A 19,220-nucleotide genomic window follows, 5' to 3' on the forward strand; every position below is an offset into this window, starting at 1 on the left:
CTCAAACTAATAAACAACAGTCGTTACAGAAAGCCTTTCTCTTGCTAGACAGAAACAGATTCTTTTCTTAAGATTCTTTTTTCTTGAGACATTCTGTTACTCTTTGTACTAAACGCTGATCTCAAGAATAAGATCCTTTAAAAAAGAATGAATGAATGATGATAAAAACCCCCTACTACCTTATAGACAAATCGAAACTTATCAAAAATATGCAAACAATTTCTCGTTTACGAGAAATGTCAGGAGCAAAAGTTTTGCTTGCTTTGAAATGTTTTGCCACATGGAGTGTTTTTGATTTAATGTCTGAGTTCATGGATGGAACCACCTCATCATCCCTTTATGAACTGCGCTTAGGAAGAGAAAAATTTGGCAAAGAAACCCATGCCTATTCGGTTGCGTGGGCTGATCACGAAATTGATGAAGCCTGTGGTTATGCAGATAAAATTATCTTTAACTCAATCCAGCAACTTCAACGCTTTTCTGATGCAACCAAAACCATTCAACGAGGTCTAAGATTAAATCCAGGAATAAGTGCATCCCATTTTGATCTTGCCAATCCCTCGCGCCCTTTTAGCCGCTTAGGAGAAACGAACCAAAATGCTATTAAAGAAGTCCTCCCTCTCATCAACGGCTTAATGATCCATAACAATTGCGAAAATGCTGATTTTAATCTTTTTAATCAAATGCTCGGGGTTATGGAAGAAAAGTTTTCAGAACTTTTCTCTGCCGTAGATTGGATAAGCCTTGGTGGTGGAATTCATTTTACAGCTGAAAATTATCCGCTAGAAGCTTTCGCAGAACGGTTAAAAAACTTTTCACAGACCCATGGTGTCACTCTTTTTCTGGAACCAGGAGAAGCTGCTATCACCAAAAGCACTACCTTAGAAGTTAGCGTTCTTGATACATTGTACAACGAAAAGAATCTTGCCATCGTTGATAGCTCAATCGAAGCACATATGCTTGATCTTCTCATTTATCGTGAAAATGCCAAATTAGAACCCAATCAAGGAGAACACGAAATTATGATCTGCGGAAAATCTTGTCTTGCTGGAGACATTTTTGGAACGTTTCAGTTTCAAAAACCTCTTCAAGTAGGGGATAGACTGTCTTTTCAAGATGCAGCAGGTTATACAATGGTCAAGAAAAACTGGTTTAATGGTGTGACAATGCCTGCTATTGTTCTAAAAGAGTGCGATGGTACATTAACGCTGCAACGCCAATTCAGCTACAATGACTATCAGACAAGCCTTTCATAAAGATAACCACAAAAAACGTCATACAACAGTATTAAAAAGGAGATGAACCTACAATGAAAAAAAATGTTCTCATTATTGGTGCTGGAGGTGTTGCACAAGTTGTTGCCCACAAATGTGCTCAAAACAACGATATTCTTGGTGAAATTCATATTGCTTCACGAACACTCAAAAAGTGTGAGGCTATTATTGCTTCTATTAAAGAAAAAAACAGCATGAAAGAACAAGGTGTTCTCAAAAGCCATTCGCTCAATGCCATGAATGTAGAAGAAACTGTAAAGCTCATCCAAAAAACCAAGTGTGAAATTGTCATTAATGTTGGTTCAGCCTTTCTTAATATGTCTGTTCTTTCAGCCTGTATCGAAACCAAATGCGCTTATATCGATACTGCCATTCATGAAGATCCTCTTAAAATTTGTGAAACCCCACCCTGGTACGGCAATTATGAATGGCCACGGCGTCAAGAATGTGAACAAGCTGGTATCACGGCTATTTTAGGTGCGGGCTTTGATCCAGGTGTGGTCAATGCCTATGCAGCACTAGCGCATAAATGTTATTTTGATAAAATCACAGACATCGATATTATTGATATTAATGCTGGAAATCATGGGCGTTGGTTTGCTACAAATTTCGATCCAGAAATTAACTTCCGAGAATTTACAGGACAGGTATGGTCATGGCAAAATAAAAAATGGACTTCTAATAAAATGTTTGAAGTCAGTCATGAATGGGATCTTCCGGTTGTTGGAAAACAAAAAGCCTATATGACAGGACATGATGAAATTCATTCACTTTCCAAAAATCTTGATGTCCAAAATGTTCGCTTCTGGATGGGGTTTAGTGATCGTTATATCACTGTTTTTACCGTTTTGAAAAATCTTGGCCTCTTATCCGAACAGCCCATAAAAACAGCAGAAGGACAAGAAGTCGTTCCTTTAAAAGTTGTCAAAGCTGTCTTACCTGATCCTTCTTCTCTCGCCCCTGAATACACAGGAAAAACCTGTATCGGAGATCTTATCAAAGGCGAAAAAGATGGAAAACCAAAAGAAATTTTTATCTATAACATAGCTGATCACAAACAAGCTTTTCATGAAACCGGTGCACAAGGCATTTCCTATACAGCTGGTGTACCCGCAGCAGCAGCAGCTCTCCTTATTGCCACAGGTGAATGGGATGTAAAAACGATGGTCAACGTAGAAGAATTACCTCCCCGTCCTTTCCTCAAATATCTTGATCATATGGGGCTCCCTACCTTTATAAGAGAACAAGAAGAGGATAAAAAATTACAATTTTAAATTTATCCCTATAGAGTGCATAGGCTTGATTTTTTTAAGTTATCACAAAACTTCCTCCTGAAAAAACTTAATATTCTTATGAAATTATATTTTTTAGCTATGGGTCATGTTTTGGCAATATTAGGATTTCTTAAAAACCTTAAAGAAGATACAGATCATTTTTTTAAGACAGAGCAAGCAACGATTAAAAAGAGCTAAGAGGCAAAAACTAACTTAATCACATCGCATGACCTATTATCGTCATCAAAAAGGGAGTGCTTCAACAAAAGATATAAAAATACCACCTTAAAAGGTGGTATTTTTCAAAATATTTAGCACCCGCTTCATCTTAAAAAAAATTAAAGATCCTTAACCCGCACCAATCATTAAACAATCAGATTTCTTTAAAAAAATTCCACTTTCCTTCATACTTCATCTGTCTCACATCATCTATAACTCATTAATTTATAACAATAAAATATCGTTTCTCTAAAAAACGATCAACAACCTTGTGTCTTATCCAATACTTTCCGCTTGGCTTTCCACTTCATACAGCTCTATAAGAAGACTTTTCTCTGAATATAAATTGTAAGTATAATTTATTGTTGTAGACATTGAATGAGAGCCCCATACTCGTAGGATTTTCTCATGACAAATCTATTTATATTAAATTAATCAAAACCACTTTTTCTACATGTCACAAGCGGAAGAGGTCTGTATGAATAAAGAGTAAAAAAGAAAAAATACCTCTTATAAACGCTCTCAAATAACCGAAAATCAGTATAACATTGAAGGTTCGTAAATATAACTTATGACGCCGACTTATATCTTTTATGAAGCATAAAGATGATGGTGGATAATGGCTTTAAGAATTTCAATTACACCATTCACCAGTTCCATCGCGAAATAGATTTGATAGCTTTGAGAGATGTTTCCTTAAAACACAGCACGTAAATAGGCTGAGAATCCCATCCCGAAATTTATAACAGGATGGAAACACCACATATGTAAAACTTGACATAGACTAAATACCACCGCTTTAAACGCGTGTGCACAACAGGATAATTAATCAAAACAGCACAACAGAGATTTAAAACAACAATTATTGGAAAAGCACACAACAAATTAAGTGGAATACCTCATACGATTTTTTTTATTCTCTCTCAAAATTTGTTGCATGCTTCACAAATATTTACTGTCTCTTTGGCTTTTTAAAATGTCCTTTTTAAAAGCTTTTTAAATATGAAGCGGTTTAGCAAATGTTGCCAAAGCTGCTTCACGAACTGCTTCTGATAAAGTAGGGTGTGCATGACAACAGCGTCCTAGATCCTCTGATGAACCACCAAATTCCATTAGGACTGCAATTTCATGAATCATTTCACCAGCACCAAATCCAAGAATATGCCCGCCCAAAACCCGATCTGTTTTTTTATCAGCAAGAATTTTAACAAATCCATCACTTTTTTGCATCGCGCGTGCACGACCATTAGCCATAAAAGGAAATTTGCCAACATTATATTCAATACCGGCTTCTTTCAGTTCTTCTTCTGTCTTTCCTACACTCGCAATCTCCGGCTGTGTATAAACGACACTAGGAATAACATCAAAGTTAACATGCCCTTTTTGACCTGCCAAAATTTCTGCCACCGCAACGCCTTCTTCCTCTGCTTTATGCGCTAACATTGGTCCTTTTACGACATCACCAATCGCATAAATTCCTGGAACATTCGTCTGCCAATGGGCATCAATGGCAATAAATCCCCGTTCATCTAACTGAACACCAGCCTCACTCAAACCAAGCCCCTCCGTATACGGAGAACGCCCAGTCGCAATAAGCACAACATCAGCCTCTAAGGTTTCAGATTCACCACCTTTAACAGATTCAAAGCTCACCTGAGCCGTTGAGCCAGATTGTGTAATGGCTGTTACCTTTGCACCCACTTTATATTCAATGCCCTGTTTTTCCATTAACTTTTGAAATTGGCGTGAAACTTCACCATCCATTGAGCCCAAAACTTTATTAAGATATTCAATAATAGTCACTTTAGCCCCTAAGCGGCTCCAAACCGACCCAAGTTCCGAACCAATGACACCAGCGCCCACGACAATCATACGAGATGGTACTTTTTCAAGAGAAAGAGCTCCCGTAGAAGAAACAATTATCTTTTCATCAATTTCAACATTCACCCCTGGAATGCTTGAACTCTCTGAGCCCGTAGCAATAATAATATTTTTTGTTTCAATTGTTTGCTTGTTACCATCTCTAGCAACAACTTCCACCTGCCCCGCGTTTACAATTTTGGCTGTTCCAAAAAAAGTATCAACTTTATTTTTTTTCATCAAAAAAGAAACACCGCTTGTATTAGCTGTCACCACGGCTTTCTTATGAACCATCATTTGTTCAAGATTAAGTTTAGATTTGCCAATAGAAATCCCAAGCGTTTCAAAACCATGCTGGGTTTCAGCAAACACTTCTGAAGCATGCAACAACGCTTTAGAAGGTATACAACCAACATTGAGACATGTTCCCCCTAATGTTGTACGCTTTTCAATAATCGCTACTTTAAGCCCCAGTTGTGCGGCCTTTATTGCTGCTACATAACCACCTGGACCCGCTCCGATCACAGCCACATCATAAGACATCCGTTTCTCCTTTCATCCTGAAAACTATATTTTACAAGTCAAGAACAAGGCGTTCCGGATCTTCTAAGCTTTCCTTAACACGCACAAGGAAAGTTACAGCTTCTTGCCCATCCACAATACGGTGATCATAAGAAAGCGCTAAATACATCATGGGGCGGATCACAACTTGGCCCTCAACAACCATTGCACGTTCTTTAATCGCATGCATTCCCAAAATACCAGATTGTGGTGCATTCAAAATCGGTGTTGACATCAACGATCCATACACACCACCATTAGTAATGGTAAAAGTTCCGCCTTGCATATCAGAAACGGCTAATTTCCCATCACGCGCAAGACGTCCCAAACGGCCAATCTCCTTTTCAATTTCTGCTAATGACATTTGATCTGCATCACGCACCACTGGAACGACAAGTCCTTTATCCGTTCCAACAGCAATTCCAACATTGACATAGTTTTTGTAAAGAATATCTGTTCCATCAATTTCAGCATTAACAGCAGGAAGTTCTTTTAATGCATGACAAACAGCTTTGGTAAAAAAGCCCATAAAACCAAGTTTAACACCATGTTTTTTTTCAAAAAGATCTTTATAACGCTTGCGCAAATCCATCACCGCCGACATATCAACCTCATTAAATGTGGTTAACATTGCTGCTACATTTTGCGCATCTTTAAGACGACGAGCAATTGTTTGACGCAATTTCGTCATACGAACCCGCTCTTCACGTGTTTCTGGAACAGACACCACTGAAGAACCTGTTGCAGAAGAAGAAGGTGTGGGGGTTTTTGTTTTTTGTTCTAATCCACCAAGAACATCTTCTTTAAGAATTTGTCCACGTTTTCCAGAACCTGCAATATCACTTTTTGCTATATTATTTTCAGCCATCAATTTTGCTGCTGAAGGTGAAGGTGGCATAGTATTGCTTGAAGCCAGTTTCTCCGATTCAGATGAAGCCACTGGAACAGATGTCGCAGAAGGTGAAAACGATTGGGTAACACCGGCAGCTCCAGCTTCAACTGTCCCTAAGAGCGCATTCACTTCAACTGTATCGCCTTCCTTTGCAATGATTTCAGATAATTTCCCTGCAACAGGAGAAGGAACTTCAACAGTTACCTTATCAGTTTCTAATTCAACCAAAGGCTCATCCATAGCGACAGCTTCGCCAAGTTTTTTAAACCATTTGCCAACCGTTGCTTCGGTAACCGATTCGCCCAAAGTAGGAACACGGATTTCAGTAGTCATAATATTTTTCCATACATCAGAGTAGTAATAAATTAAGAACCTAACGCGTCTTTGAGAAACGCAGCCAGTTGTTCAAGGTGTTTCACCATTAACCCAGAGGCCGGTGACGCACTCGCCGGACGTCCCGCATAACGAGCACGTGAATATTGCGCATTAATATGCGTCAAAACCCATTCCAAATAAGGCTCAATAAATGACCAAGCCCCCATATTTTTTGGCTCTTCTTGGCACCAAAAAACTTCTGCCTGCAAAAAGCGCGATAACACATTCACCAAAACTTTTGCAGGGAAAGGATACAACTGTTCAACACGAAGGAGATAAACATCATCGATACCCTTTTTTTCACGTTCTTCATAAAGGTCGTAATAAACCTTTCCTGTACAAAGAACGACACGGCGAATTTTATTATCTTTCTGCAACTTTATGACAGAATCCTTGAGACATTCTGCATCATCAAGCAATACACGAGAGAAACTCGTTTCTGGTCCCATTTCATTGAGAAGAGAAACAGCCCGCTTATGACGCAAAAGCGATTTAGGTGTCATTAGAATTAATGGCTTACGGAAATCGCGCTTAATTTGTCGACGCAAAATATGAAAATAATTTGCAGGAGTTGTACAATTAGCAACCTGCATATTATCTTCCGCACAAAGCTGAAGAAACCGCTCTAAACGTGCAGAAGAATGCTCCGGTCCTTGTCCTTCAAAACCATGAGGCAATAAGCACACAAGACCAGACATACGAAGCCATTTACGCTCTGCAGATGAAATAAATTGATCAAAAATGACCTGTGCACCATTAGAGAAGTCACCAAATTGTGCTTCCCAAAGTATTAATCCTCGTGGTTCAGCAAGAGAATATCCATATTCAAAACCAAGAACAGCTTCTTCAGAAAGCATAGAATTAACAACTTCATAAAGTGCTTGCCCTTTTTGTAAATGATTCAAAGGAATATAACGCGCTTCATTTTCTTGGTCATAAAGAACTGAATGACGTTGTGAAAAAGTTCCCCGTTCAACATCTTCACCGGAAAGACGTATCGGCGCTCCTTCTAAACAAAGTGAGCCAAAAGCAAGAGCCTCAGCGGTTGCCCAGTCAACGCCCTCACCAGTTTCGAAAATTTTAGCACGATTATTTAAAAAACGCTGTATCGTTTTATGAACATGAAAATTTTCTGGAACTTCGACAAGTTTCTGACCAATTTCCTTTAAGGTCTTTAATTCAACACCCGTTGTTCTAGAATGTTGCTCATCAGCATGACTAAAGGCTTTAAGTCCCGTCCAGCTTCCATCAAGCCAATCAGCCTTATTAGGCTTATAAGAAGCACTTGCTTCAAACTCACCCTCAAGTTTATCACGCCATAATTTTTTTTGTTGCTCAATCTCTTCTAAAGAAACCACTCCTTCTGCGATCAATTGATCACTATAAAGCTGAAGAGTTGTTTTATGATTACGAATTGCTTTATACATAAGTGGCTGCGTAAAGGAAGGTTCATCGCCTTCATTATGTCCATAACGGCGATAACAAAACATATCAATAACTACCGGTTTATGGAAAATTTGACGAAACTCCATTGCTATTTTAGCAACAAAAACAACAGCTTCAGGGTCATCGCCATTCACATGAAAAATGGGAGCATCAATCATTTTTGCAACATCAGATGGATAAGGCGAAGAACGTGAAAAACGTGGTGCCGTTGTAAAACCAATCTGATTATTGATAATCACATGAAGTGAACCTGCAACACGATAACCTTTAAGACCTGAAAGACCGAAAGTTTCTTGGATGACGCCCTGTCCTGCAAAAGCAGCATCACCATGAATAAGCAATGGCAACACTTTTGAGCGCTCACTTAATGGGAGTGAATCAGTGTGTGTGGGTCCGACAAGTTGATCTTGTTTAGCACGTGCTTTTCCCATAACAACTGGATCAACAATCTCAAGGTGGGAAGGATTAGCCACAAGCGATAAATGAACTTTATTTCCATCAAAGTCTAAATCAGCCGTCGTTCCTAAATGATATTTAACATCACCTGATCCCTCTACATCATCTGGCTTATAAGATCCCCCTTTGAATTCATGAAAGATAGCTCTATGCGGTTTAGCCAAAACTTGTGAAAGAACATTTAAACGACCACGATGGGCCATGCCTAAAATAACTTCCTGCACCCCTAAAGCACTACCGCATTTAATAATTTGTTCAAGAGCAGGAATCAGCGCTTCACCACCATCAAGTCCAAAACGTTTTGTTCCTTTATATTTAGTGTCTAAAAACTGTTCGAATCCTTCTGCTTCAATAAGCTTATTCAGGATAGCTTTCTTGTCTTGCTGTGTGAAAGCAATTTTTTTATCTCGCCCTTCAATCCGCTCTTGAAGCCACGCCTTCTGGACCGGATCAGAAACATGCATATATTCCACACCGATTGTTGAACAATAGGTACGATTGAGAATTTCAAGCATTTGCGGAATAGTTGCATATTCCAATCCTAAAACATTATCAATAAAAATGGGACGTTCATAATCAGCAGGAGTAAAACCATAAGCTTCCGGAGAAAGTTCTTTATAATCTTCCAGCTTTTCTGCCAATTGAAGAGGATCAAGCTTTGCCCGAAGATGCCCCCGAGCTCGAAACGAACGAATCATCATAAGCGCATGAACAGAATCACGCGTTGCACGAATAATATCTTGTTCACTGGAAGCTTTTCCCTTTTGAGCAATCCCTGTTGCTGCTTTTTGCTTTAATTTATCACCAAGATATTTTTCAAGAGAAGACCAATCACCATCAAGAGCGGAAACCAACTCACCATCTGGCTTTAATGGCCAATGATCACGCTGCCACGTCGCTCCTTCAGCATTTTTGAGAACATCTTCTTTGTTATCATGAAGGCCTTCAAAAAAAGCACGCCATTGTGAATCAACACTGGTAGGATCTTTTTCATACTGAGCATAAAGTTGATCTATATAATCCGCATTCCCACCATAAAGAAATGACGTCTGTGCAAAAAGACTATTTATCTCGTCCTGCCTTGCCATATACCTCTCCGGAACATCTATTCCGTCTCCTTACATCTCTTTTCAACCCTTAAACGCTCACAAAGCAAATGAGGGAGGGGTCTAATATTCAAAAAAGTTTTACCTTTTTATACTCAAGTTTTTTCACCTGAATTAAGAATATTTTCTTAATTCAGATGAAATTTTCTTTTAGCCTTTCAAAACTGACATCAAAGTCTTACCTATTTGTGATGGCGAAGGAGATACACGAATCCCTGCTGATTCCATTGCCGCAATTTTATCTTCTGCTCCACCTTTACCACCAGAAATAACAGCACCAGCATGCCCCATTGTACGTCCTGGAGGAGCCGTACGACCAGCAATAAAGCCAACAATAGGCTTTTTACGACCTTTTCTTGCTTCATCTTGTAAAAACTGTGCGGCTTCTTCTTCAGCAGATCCCCCAATTTCACCAATCATCACAATAGACTGGGTTTCATCATCCGCTAAAAACATTTCCAACACATCAATAAATTCAGTCCCCTTAACAGGATCGCCCCCAATTCCTATAGCGGTTGTTTGTCCAAGACCTTCCTGACTCGTTTGAAAAACAGCTTCATAAGTTAATGTTCCCGACCGTGAAACAACCCCCACAGAACCTTTTCTAAAAATAGAACCAGGCATAATACCAATTTTACATTCGTTTGGCGTGAGAATACCAGGACAATTAGGACCAATAAGACGAGATTTTGAGTTTTCTAATCGTGCCTTTACCTTGACCATATCCATAACAGGAATACCTTCTGTAATACAGATAATTAAACGAACTTCAGCTTCAATCGCTTCTATAATAGCTGCCGCTGCTCCTGCAGGAGGAACATAAATAACGGAAGCATCCGCGCCTGTCTTTTCTTTTGCTTCTGCAACACTAGCAAAGATAGGAAGAGTCTCACCTTTTGAACCTTCCCATGTTTCTCCACCCTTTTTAGGATTAACACCACCAACCATTTGCGTACCATGATAAGCAAGCGCCTGTTCTGTATGAAATGTTCCCGTTTTTCCTGTAAGCCCTTGAACAAGAACTTTCGTCTCTTTATTCACAAGAATCGACATAACTTAAGCTCCCTTCACGGCTGCAACAATTTTTTGAGCAGCATCATCTAAATCATCAGCGGGAATAACATTCAAACCACTGTCCTTGATAATTGCTTTACCCTGCTCAACATTCGTACCTTCAAGACGAACAACTAAGGGAACCTTTAAACCAACTTCACGCACAGCAGCAACCACACCTTCAGCAATGACATCACAACGCATAATACCACCAAAAATGTTAACTAAAATGCCCTTAACATTTGGATCAGCTGTAATAATCTTAAAAGCAGCAGTCACCTTTTCTTTTGATGCGCCACCTCCCACATCTAAAAAATTTGCCGGTTCAGCGCCATAAAGCTTGATGATATCCATGGTTGCCATAGCAAGACCCGCACCATTGACCATGCAACCAATGGTACCCTCAAGAGCAACATAAGCAAGATCATGCTTTGAAGCTTCGATTTCTTTTGGATCTTCTTCTGAAAGATCACGCAATTCTAAAATATCTGGATGACGAAACAAAGCATTATTATCAAAAGAAACTTTTGCATCCAAAACGCGCAAATGACCATCTTTCATCACAATAAGGGGATTGATTTCTAAAAGGCTCATATCTTTTTCACAAAATGCTTTATAGAGAATTGGAAAAAGCTTTTCACCATCCTCTCGCGCACTATCACGCAATCCCAATGCATCACACAGTCTTGCGCAATCAGCAGAGGTAACACCTTGCGTAGCATCAATGGGCAGAGTGAAGATTTTTTCTGGTGTTTCTTCAGCAACTGTTTCAATATCCATTCCACCTTCTGTTGAAACAACAAAAGCAATCCGACCAACACTCCGATCAACCAAAAGCGAAAGATAAAGCTCGCGTTCAATATCAGCACCATCTTCAATGTAAAGACGATTGACCTGTTTACCTTCTGGACCAGTTTGTTTGGTTACCAAAGTTTTCCCAAGCATTTCTTGAACATTTGCAACAACTTCTTCAACAGAATGTGCAAGCCGAACACCACCCTTTGCATCAGAACCAAGTTCTTTAAACTTACCCTTACCACGACCACCAGCGTGTATCTGACTTTTAACCACATAGAGAGGTCCGGGCAATTTTTTTGCCCATTTTTCAGCTTGCTCTACAGAATAAACAGCAACACCATTTGCAATGGGTGCTCCATATTCATGAAGCAGACGTTTGGCCTGATACTCATGGATATTCATGCATTTGTCCTTTTCTTTTATGAATTATTATTAATCCTAAAGTTCTAATATTCTAAAACACTTTATTTTAATGAACGAAATCTTATTTTATTTACTTGAGACTAGGCACAAGAGCAATACAAGCTTCACAAAGCTTTTTAACCGCATTTACGGAATAATCAAAAGCCTCTCTTTCCTCTTTATCAAGCTCAATTTCAATGACCCTTTCAACACCACCTGCACCAAGTACAACGGGAACACCAACATAGGTATCATTAACCCCATATTCCCCTGAAAGATAGGCTGCAACGGGAACAACACGCTTAGTGTCTTTTAAATAAGCTTCAGCCATGGAAACAGCAGAAGCAGCGGGTGCATAATAAGCAGAACCTGTTTTTAACAAACGAATAACTTCTGCACCACCATCACGGGTCCGTTGAATAATTTGATCAATCCTTTCCTGCGTTGTCCAACCCATTTTAACAAGATCAGGTAAAGAAATACCACCAACTGTTGAATAACGCACCAAAGGCACCATTGAATCACCATGCCCACCTAAAACAAATGCTGTCACATCTTTAACAGAGACTTTAAATTCTTCAGATAAAAAATAACGAAACCGCGCTGAATCCAGAATACCAGCCATACCAACCACTTTATGGACGGGAAGACCTGAAAATTTCTGCAATGCCCATACCATTGCATCAAGGGGATTTGTAATACAAATAACAAAAGCTGAAGGTGCATATCTTTTAATCCCAGCACCGACTTGTTCCATGACTTTCAAATTAATACCCAAAAGGTCGTCACGGCTCATACCAGGTTTGCGTGCAACGCCTGCTGTTACAATAACAACATCAGACCCTTCAATTGCTTCATAAGCATTTGCACCTTTTAAATTAATATCAAAACCGTCAACGGGAGAAGATACAGCAATATCAAGAGCTTTACCCTGAGGCATACCTTCTGCAATATCAAATAAGACAACATCACCAAGCTCTTTTAACCCAATAATATGTGCTAAAGTACCCCCAATCATACCTGAACCAATGAGAGCTATCTTTTTTCGTGCCATTTTATTTTTTCCTAACTTTTAGATCATTCAGCGCACACACATCAGCGCCCATATACTGAAAATTTTTGACTTACACCACATTTAAACAATATCATAAAAAGCAGTAAAGAAATGAAATTTACAAATTTCTCTCCTTACAGAAACAACAACCCTCCGCACAAACAACTATTAGAAAATTATCATGATGTATCGATAAAGTGAATTTTAAAAAAATACAACAGAATTATTACATTTCTTTAATTTCAAAGAGTTATTGTTTTTACAGTTTACGTAAAGGTAAAAGTATAATCAAAGCTTCTTCTTCAAAAGAAAATGTTCTTCCCAAAGCTTCAAATAATCGTAGCTTTGCATTTCAAAAAGACGTGACTGTGTTCTTTGAAATTCAAATGTTTCTGCAGTCTGAGCATGCCCCTTATACAAATCCTCCACTCCTGCTGCTGCCGACATAAATAATCGAATGTGGCGCTCATAAAGAATATCAATAAGCAAAATAAACCGTTTTGTTTCATTGCGACATGTATCATCCATGATCGGTACATTATCGATAAAAATCGTATGATAGCGCTCCCCTAATACCAAATACTCAGCTGCGGCCAAAGGTTTTGCACACAAGTCTCGATAATCAAAGCGCGCACAACCAGCAGCAAAACGTGGAATAGGAATAAGGCGCCCTCTGATAGAAAGCTCATCAGATCTTTCTTTATGTCCTTGCAACACACGTACCCATGCTTGATCCATACATTCATCTGCTTTTTTCCCTAATGGCGTTACATACACAGGCTGTAGATTTGATTTTTCAAGACGATAATCTGTTTTTGCATCAAGATTAACAACACGAACATATGCTTTCAAAACTTCAATAAAAGGCAAAAAGAGTTCACGATTTAAACCGTTATAATAAAGGTTATTCGGCGCCACATTTGAAGTTGCAATAAAGAAAATTCGCTTATCAAACAAAGCAGAAATAAGCCGCCCCAACACCATAGCATCAGCAATATCTGTTACACTAAACTCATCAAAACAAAGTACCTTTGCTTCTCGTGCAAGATCTTCAGCAACAGCTAAAATAGGATTATCTTGTTTAGATTTTGCACGCCCAGATGCTTGACGATAAAAATTAATACGCTCATGCACATCGGCCATAAAATCATTAAAATGAGCGCGTTTTTTATTATTCTTAGGCAAACAAGAAAAGAACAAATCCATCAGCATGGTTTTGCCTCGTCCTACTTCACCATAAATATACAATCCCTGAAAAGAACTATTTTCATCCCTTTGTTTTACAATATGATCAAAATTTTGTCTTTTCCTTTTAAATATTCTTTTTAAAAAAGACCCAAATATCCAAGACCAAGGACGAGAAGCATTTTGTTCCAAAATTTTTTTTAATAAATGATCAAAGTGCTCTGTTACAGCCAACTGAGCTGGATCAAAACGGACTTCCCCTTTAGAGACCAGCTCCTTATAGCGCGTTGAAACGAGAATCATCCAAACAACCTTTTTCCAACCGTTTTCAATGAAAAATACAAATTCTTTTCACGAATCTGCCCCTATAGCTTATTTTTTCATAAACGGTCAAAAATGATTTAACGGCTTAAAACAACGGGATGATCATCAAGTGTACGTCCCTCAAAACGATCAACATTTGAAGAATAAAGAGCAACGATAACACGTCCATAATTATTATAAAAATATAATCTTTTTCCTTTAACAGCCCACGATCTTACTTGGGAAACAATTCCTGGACAGTGTAAAGGACCTGCTCGGTACCCTTGTCCAAACTTTGTTTGTGGCGTTGCAATCCGACAAACTTTACCCCCCATAGAAAGATTCCATACCCCAGCAATACTTGCAGGAAACAAATCAGTGGCATTGCTTGGTAATTCGAGACTCGCCATTCGTCCATCGCTCTGAGAATCTCCTTTCTCATACATCGAAGCGTTTGCAGCTTCAGATACCGACGAAGAAGCAGACGATAGATCAGATACTTCTAGGGTTGTCATTTGTTGAGATGGATAAAAAACTTCTAATGCGTTACTATTATCATTACTGTCAAACCGCGTTATTGAACATCCCCCTAAAAGCATTACAGTTGACATTGCAACGAAAAACGAATTTTTTGAAAACGACATTTCTGTACTCTCTCCCATGACAATAAATAAACTCACAAAAAATTAAGTGAATATTTTTTATAATTACAAAGATAAATTAACAAATTAAAAAAACAGGATTAAAATTCTTTATTTAAAACAAAATAATTTATGTACTTAAGTTTATATTTATTAAACACTAGAAATCTATAAGATTTTTAGTCATATATCCCTTGATAAGTAATCTTTAGAATAGAGAAATTTCATGAAAACGCCATTTAGCAAAATGGATGGTCTTGGAAATCAAATTATTGTTGCTGATATGCGCGAAAGCACAGAGGCTCTTACACCACAAGCAATCCTTGCTTTATCGGCAGATCCTGAAATGCATTTTGATCAAATCATGGCTATCCACACTCCAACTCAGAACGAAGCCGACTTCCGCATCGAAATATGGAATGCTGATGGTTCAAAGGCTAAAGCTTGTGGAAATGGTACCCGCTGTGTCATTGCATGGCTCACAGACCACAATTTTGGTGAAAATTTTCGTTTAGAAACCCCCGCTGGAGTGATCGAAGGAAAATACCAAGCCGACAATCTCATTTCTGTTGACATGGGATGCCCAAATTTCAATGCAAAAGAGATGCCTGTTTCACGTGAAATAGTTGATACCAATCACGTGGAAATTACAGCTGGTCCCCTAAGAGATGCTTGTCTTGTCTCTATTGGCAATCTCCACGCTATCTTTTTTGTTGAAAATGATCTTCAACATATTCCATTAGAAAAATACGGACCAATACTTGAACATGATTCCCTTTTTCCAGAACGGTGTAATATTTCCATTGCTTGCATAACGTCAAAGAAAAGTCTAAATTTACGTACATGGGAGCGAGGAGCAGGATTAACACAAGCATGTGGGAGTGCTGCGTGTGCTAGTGCCGTGGCCGCTTATCGACGTGGTTTGACACAGCGCCATATCGATGTAAATTTACCAGGGGGAACACTTAATATTTTTTACCGAGAAGATAATCACATTATTATGACAGGACCCATAAAATATCAATTTAGTGGTTTTTTAAATCCTTTAACAGGGTGCTATAAAAAGGATCACTCTTGATGGCAGTAGAAATTGTAACTTTCGGTTGTCGACTCAATAGTTACGAATCGGAAATTATTCGCAAAGAAAGCACTGCTTCAGGTTTAGACCAGCTCAAGGATGGTGCTATTATTTTTAATACCTGCGCTGTCACTGCCGAAGCCGTACGACAAGCAAAACAAGCTATCCGCAAAGCGCGACGTGAAAATCCTCATGCACGTATTATTGTAACAGGATGTGCTGCCCAAACAGAAGGACAAAATTTTGCCTCAATGACAGAAGTTGATCTCGTTTTAGGGAACGAAGATAAACTTCACGCCCATTCTTATCGTCAACTTCCTGATTTTGGTATTAATCATTCCGAAAAGGTGCGTATCAATGATATCATGGAAGTGCAAAAAATTGCTCCCCATATGGTCAGTGCAATGCAAGAACGCACCCGCGCTTTTGTACAGGTACAAAATGGATGCGATCATCGCTGTACATTTTGCATTATTCCTTATGGACGTGGACCTTCTCGTTCAGTTCCCATGGGTGCTGTCATAGAGCAAATTAAAAAACTTACAGGCGAGGGGATTCAAGAAGTTGTTCTTACAGGTGTTGACCTTACAAGTTATGGTCACGATCTTCCTGGAAAAGCAAATTTAGGAAAATTAACATCAGCCATTTTACATCATGTCCCCGATTTGGCCCGATTACGCCTCTCTTCTATTGATTCTATTGAAGCAGACGAAGAACTTATAAATCTTTTAGCCTATGAGAAAAGGATCATGCCCCATTTGCATTTATCCTTGCAAGCAGGCGATAATATGATTTTAAAACGGATGAAACGTCGTCATTTGCGTGAACATGCTATTCAATTTTGCCAAGAGTTGCGTTCCAAACGTCCTACAATGGTTTATGGTGCCGACTTAATAGCTGGTTTTCCTACGGAAACAGAAGAGATGTTTCAAAACAGTCTTGCTTTAATCAAAGATTGTAATTTAACCCACCTTCATGTTTTCCCCTTTAGTCCAAGAGAAGGAACACCTGCCGCACGAATGCCACAAGTCAACCGTAAAATAATTAAGATGCGTGCTGAAAGCTTGCGTAAGGCAGGTGAAGAGGCCTACCAACAACATCTTGCTCATTTACAAAACAGCCAACAAAAAATTCTCGTTGAAAAAGATGAAATTGGACGAACAGAAGATTATACTCTTGTACAAATTAAAGGTGCAAAAGCAGGGACAATTGTTCAAGCTCTTATCATTGACCATGATGGCGATAAATTAATTGCTGTCCTTCCAAAATTAAACGCTGCTTGAGCAGGAAAACTCTTATGACGAAATCTTTTATAAAAAAAATATTTTCTTATTCCAAATCCAAAGAGCAGGAAAGTGAACAAATTTCCGCTCCTGATAAAAGCGATATAATAGAAGAAAATGAAGGGATAAAAAACAGCCAAACCTCTATAGAGGTAGAAAAAGAGGAAAAAATAAAAAGTAAAAAATCAATACCTATAAAACACGATGACCTCCCCACATCTTTAGAACTTCATTCTGATAAAGTCCCCCATTCTGGTAAAGTTTCTCCTTATAGCAAAATTATTGTCACAAACACCATTTGTGAAAAAAAGAGTGAAGAAACTTTACCCGAACCCTCTGTTGAACAAAAAAAGACAGCGTGGTTTGGACGCCTTAAAAAAGGTTTAGCCCTTTCTTCACAACGTCTAAGCGGATCAATTAGCGACCTCTTTGTTAAGAGAAAACTTGATGAAGAGACATTGCAAGAGCTCGAAGATATTCTTATTCAAGCTGACCTTGGTGTAGAAACGGCAACACGCATCACAAATACTTTAGCTTCCAGTCGTTATGAAAAAGATCTCTCCCCAGATGATATTCATATGATTGTTGCTGATGAAATCAAAAAAGTTTTGGAGCCTGTAGCAATACCATTAGAGCTTGATCTCAGTCATAAGCCTCATGTTATTTTGTTGGTTGGTGTAAATGGTACTGGAAAAACGACAACTATTGGAAAACTTGCAGCTAAATTAACTGAAGGGGGACTAAAAGTTATGCTTGCTGCAGGTGATACTTTCCGAGCCGCAGCGATTGAACAATTGCATATTTGGGGTAAACGTACCGATTCTCCTGTTATTTCGACTAAATTGGGTGCAGATGCCGCAAGCTTAGCTTTTGATGCTTTCGAGAAGGCAAAAAAAGCAAACAGTGATGTATTAATTATTGATACAGCAGGGCGTTTACAAAATAAATCTGAATTGATGGATGAGTTGGCAAAAATTATTCGTGTTTTAAGAAAACACTCTCCCCAAGCGCCCCATACAATTCTTCAAACACTTGATGCCACCACCGGACAAAATGCACTCAGCCAAGTGGAGATTTTCCGTGATATTGCCGGTGTTAATGGTTTAGTCATGACAAAACTAGATGGGACTGCACGCGGAGGAATTCTTGTCGCGATCGCAGCAAAATATAAATTACCCATTTATTTTATCGGTGTAGGAGAGAATATTGAAGACCTTCAACCCTTTTCTGCCTCTGACTTTGCCGAAACTATCGTAGGAAAACATGTATGAAACAACCTTTAACGAACCCTAATTCACACAATAATTCTGAGAAAAATATGAACAACAATAAAAAAACGCCTCTCTCACCAACATTTAAATTTCTCTTAGAAATGGGACCATTGGTCGCCTTCTTTTTTGCTAATTATAAGGGAGAATGGTTGATAAAAAACATTGAATTTTTTCAAAATTTTAGTAAGCCTATTTTCCCTGCAACAGCTATTTTTATGGTAGCGATTATTATTTCTCTAAGCTTATCGTGGATCCTTGCAAGACAAATTCCTATTATGCCTCTTATTTCGGGAATATTTGTTCTCGTTTTTGGCTTTCTGACGCTCTGGCTTCATAATGAAACTTTCATAAAGATGAAACCAACAATCATTAACAGTTTATTTGCTTGTATACTTTTTGGTGGCATGTTTTTTAAAAAACCACTTTTACGTTATGCTCTTGACTCTACCTTAAAACTTGATGATTTAGGCTGGCAAAAACTCACCTATCGTTGGGCATTTTTTTTCGCTTTTCTTGCCCTTTTGAATGAAATTATTTGGCGCAATTTTAGCGATAATTTTTGGACGAGTTTCAAAGTTTTTGGCGTCATGCCTATAACAATTCTCTTTATGCTTACCCAAATGCCTCTTATACTAAAACACTCACAAGGGCTTTTTACAGAAGAGGATAAATCTAATTCTTAAACAAAT

General features: G+C 38.6%; 14 protein-coding genes. 6 read left to right on the forward strand and 8 right to left on the reverse strand.

Annotation, left to right across the window (positions count from 1 at the left end; genetic code table 11):
* Positions 1-158 precede the first annotated feature (158 nt).
* A complete protein-coding gene (locus tag T429_RS0102800) occupies positions 159-1,256 on the forward strand; it encodes a carboxynorspermidine decarboxylase (protein ID WP_005774300.1) in 1,098 nt (365 codons plus the stop codon).
* 53 nt (positions 1,257-1,309) lie between these two features.
* Positions 1,310-2,548: a saccharopine dehydrogenase family protein gene (locus tag T429_RS0102805; RefSeq protein ID WP_005774301.1), complete on the forward strand. Its 1,239-nt coding sequence runs from the start codon at positions 1,310-1,312 to the stop codon at positions 2,546-2,548.
* Between the two features lie 1,215 nt (positions 2,549-3,763).
* Here T429_RS0102805 and lpdA read toward each other — a convergent pair.
* The 8 genes from lpdA to T429_RS0102850 form a co-directional block, all read right to left on the reverse strand.
* Positions 3,764-5,170: a dihydrolipoyl dehydrogenase gene (lpdA, locus tag T429_RS0102815; protein ID WP_005774302.1), complete on the reverse strand. Its 1,407-nt coding sequence runs from the start codon at positions 5,168-5,170 to the stop codon at positions 3,764-3,766.
* Positions 5,171-5,201: 31 nt separating this feature from the next.
* Positions 5,202-6,413, reverse strand: a complete 1,212-nt coding sequence (gene odhB / locus T429_RS0102820; protein WP_005774303.1) for a 2-oxoglutarate dehydrogenase complex dihydrolipoyllysine-residue succinyltransferase — start codon at positions 6,411-6,413, stop codon at positions 5,202-5,204.
* A 32-nt stretch (positions 6,414-6,445) separates the two neighbouring features.
* A complete protein-coding gene (locus T429_RS0102825) occupies positions 6,446-9,445 on the reverse strand; it encodes a 2-oxoglutarate dehydrogenase E1 component (RefSeq protein WP_005774304.1) in 3,000 nt (999 codons plus the stop codon).
* 168 nt (positions 9,446-9,613) lie between these two features.
* On the reverse strand, positions 9,614-10,516 hold the full coding sequence (gene sucD, locus T429_RS0102830) for a succinate--CoA ligase subunit alpha (protein ID WP_005774305.1): 903 nt from the start codon (positions 10,514-10,516) through the stop codon (positions 9,614-9,616).
* Between the two features lie 3 nt (positions 10,517-10,519).
* The gene (sucC, locus tag T429_RS0102835) at positions 10,520-11,716 is read right to left on the reverse strand and encodes an ADP-forming succinate--CoA ligase subunit beta (RefSeq protein WP_005774306.1); all 1,197 of its coding nucleotides are present in this window, start codon (positions 11,714-11,716) and stop codon (positions 10,520-10,522) included.
* 91 nt (positions 11,717-11,807) lie between these two features.
* On the reverse strand, positions 11,808-12,770 hold the full coding sequence (mdh, locus tag T429_RS0102840; RefSeq protein ID WP_005774308.1) for a malate dehydrogenase: 963 nt from the start codon (positions 12,768-12,770) through the stop codon (positions 11,808-11,810).
* 288 nt (positions 12,771-13,058) lie between these two features.
* On the reverse strand, positions 13,059-14,258 hold the full coding sequence (gene zapE / locus T429_RS0102845; protein ID WP_005774309.1) for a cell division protein ZapE: 1,200 nt from the start codon (positions 14,256-14,258) through the stop codon (positions 13,059-13,061).
* Positions 14,259-14,356: 98 nt separating this feature from the next.
* Positions 14,357-14,902, reverse strand: coding sequence for an AprI/Inh family metalloprotease inhibitor (locus T429_RS0102850; RefSeq protein WP_026500854.1), 546 nt, complete (start codon positions 14,900-14,902; stop codon positions 14,357-14,359).
* A gap of 223 nt (positions 14,903-15,125) precedes the next feature.
* Here T429_RS0102850 and dapF point away from each other — a divergent pair, with 223 nt between their 5' ends.
* From dapF to T429_RS0102870, 4 genes are read left to right on the forward strand one after another with little or no spacing between them, the layout of a single operon-like run.
* Positions 15,126-15,977, forward strand: coding sequence for a diaminopimelate epimerase (gene dapF, locus T429_RS0102855; protein ID WP_005774311.1), 852 nt, complete (start codon positions 15,126-15,128; stop codon positions 15,975-15,977).
* The gene (gene mtaB / locus T429_RS0102860) at positions 15,977-17,260 is read left to right on the forward strand and encodes a tRNA (N(6)-L-threonylcarbamoyladenosine(37)-C(2))-methylthiotransferase MtaB (protein WP_005774312.1); all 1,284 of its coding nucleotides are present in this window, start codon (positions 15,977-15,979) and stop codon (positions 17,258-17,260) included. The genes dapF and mtaB overlap by 1 nt, the downstream gene beginning before the upstream one ends.
* 14 nt (positions 17,261-17,274) lie before the next feature.
* The gene (gene ftsY, locus T429_RS0102865) at positions 17,275-18,531 is read left to right on the forward strand and encodes a signal recognition particle-docking protein FtsY (RefSeq protein WP_005774314.1); all 1,257 of its coding nucleotides are present in this window, start codon (positions 17,275-17,277) and stop codon (positions 18,529-18,531) included.
* Positions 18,528-19,214: a septation protein A gene (locus tag T429_RS0102870; protein ID WP_005774315.1), complete on the forward strand. Its 687-nt coding sequence runs from the start codon at positions 18,528-18,530 to the stop codon at positions 19,212-19,214. The genes ftsY and T429_RS0102870 overlap by 4 nt, the downstream gene beginning before the upstream one ends.
* The last annotated feature ends 6 nt before the right edge of the window (positions 19,215-19,220 follow it).

It is taken from the genome of Bartonella elizabethae F9251 = ATCC 49927, from assembly GCF_000518165.1.
Taxonomy (GTDB): Bacteria; Pseudomonadota; Alphaproteobacteria; order Rhizobiales; family Rhizobiaceae; genus Bartonella; species Bartonella elizabethae.

What these genes read in the sequence shown, in the direction of transcription:
- T429_RS0102800 (WP_005774300.1), top strand. Translation starts at nt 159, where the DNA reads ATGATAAAAACCCCCTACTACCTTATAGACAAATCGAAACTTATCAAA.
- T429_RS0102805 (WP_005774301.1), top strand. Translation starts at nt 1,310, where the DNA reads ATGAAAAAAAATGTTCTCATTATTGGTGCTGGAGGTGTTGCACAAGTT.
- lpdA (WP_005774302.1), bottom strand. Translation starts at nt 5,170, where the DNA reads ATGTCTTATGATGTGGCTGTGATCGGAGCGGGTCCAGGTGGTTATGTA.
- odhB (WP_005774303.1), bottom strand. Translation starts at nt 6,413, where the DNA reads ATGACTACTGAAATCCGTGTTCCTACTTTGGGCGAATCGGTTACCGAA.
- T429_RS0102825 (WP_005774304.1), bottom strand. Translation starts at nt 9,445, where the DNA reads ATGGCAAGGCAGGACGAGATAAATAGTCTTTTTGCACAGACGTCATTT.
- sucD (WP_005774305.1), bottom strand. Translation starts at nt 10,516, where the DNA reads ATGTCGATTCTTGTGAATAAAGAGACGAAAGTTCTTGTTCAAGGGCTT.
- sucC (WP_005774306.1), bottom strand. Translation starts at nt 11,716, where the DNA reads ATGAATATCCATGAGTATCAGGCCAAACGTCTGCTTCATGAATATGGA.
- mdh (WP_005774308.1), bottom strand. Translation starts at nt 12,770, where the DNA reads ATGGCACGAAAAAAGATAGCTCTCATTGGTTCAGGTATGATTGGGGGT.
- zapE (WP_005774309.1), bottom strand. Translation starts at nt 14,258, where the DNA reads ATGATTCTCGTTTCAACGCGCTATAAGGAGCTGGTCTCTAAAGGGGAA.
- T429_RS0102850 (WP_026500854.1), bottom strand. Translation starts at nt 14,902, where the DNA reads ATGTCGTTTTCAAAAAATTCGTTTTTCGTTGCAATGTCAACTGTAATG.
- dapF (WP_005774311.1), top strand. Translation starts at nt 15,126, where the DNA reads ATGAAAACGCCATTTAGCAAAATGGATGGTCTTGGAAATCAAATTATT.
- mtaB (WP_005774312.1), top strand. Translation starts at nt 15,977, where the DNA reads ATGGCAGTAGAAATTGTAACTTTCGGTTGTCGACTCAATAGTTACGAA.
- ftsY (WP_005774314.1), top strand. Translation starts at nt 17,275, where the DNA reads ATGACGAAATCTTTTATAAAAAAAATATTTTCTTATTCCAAATCCAAA.
- T429_RS0102870 (WP_005774315.1), top strand. Translation starts at nt 18,528, where the DNA reads ATGAAACAACCTTTAACGAACCCTAATTCACACAATAATTCTGAGAAA.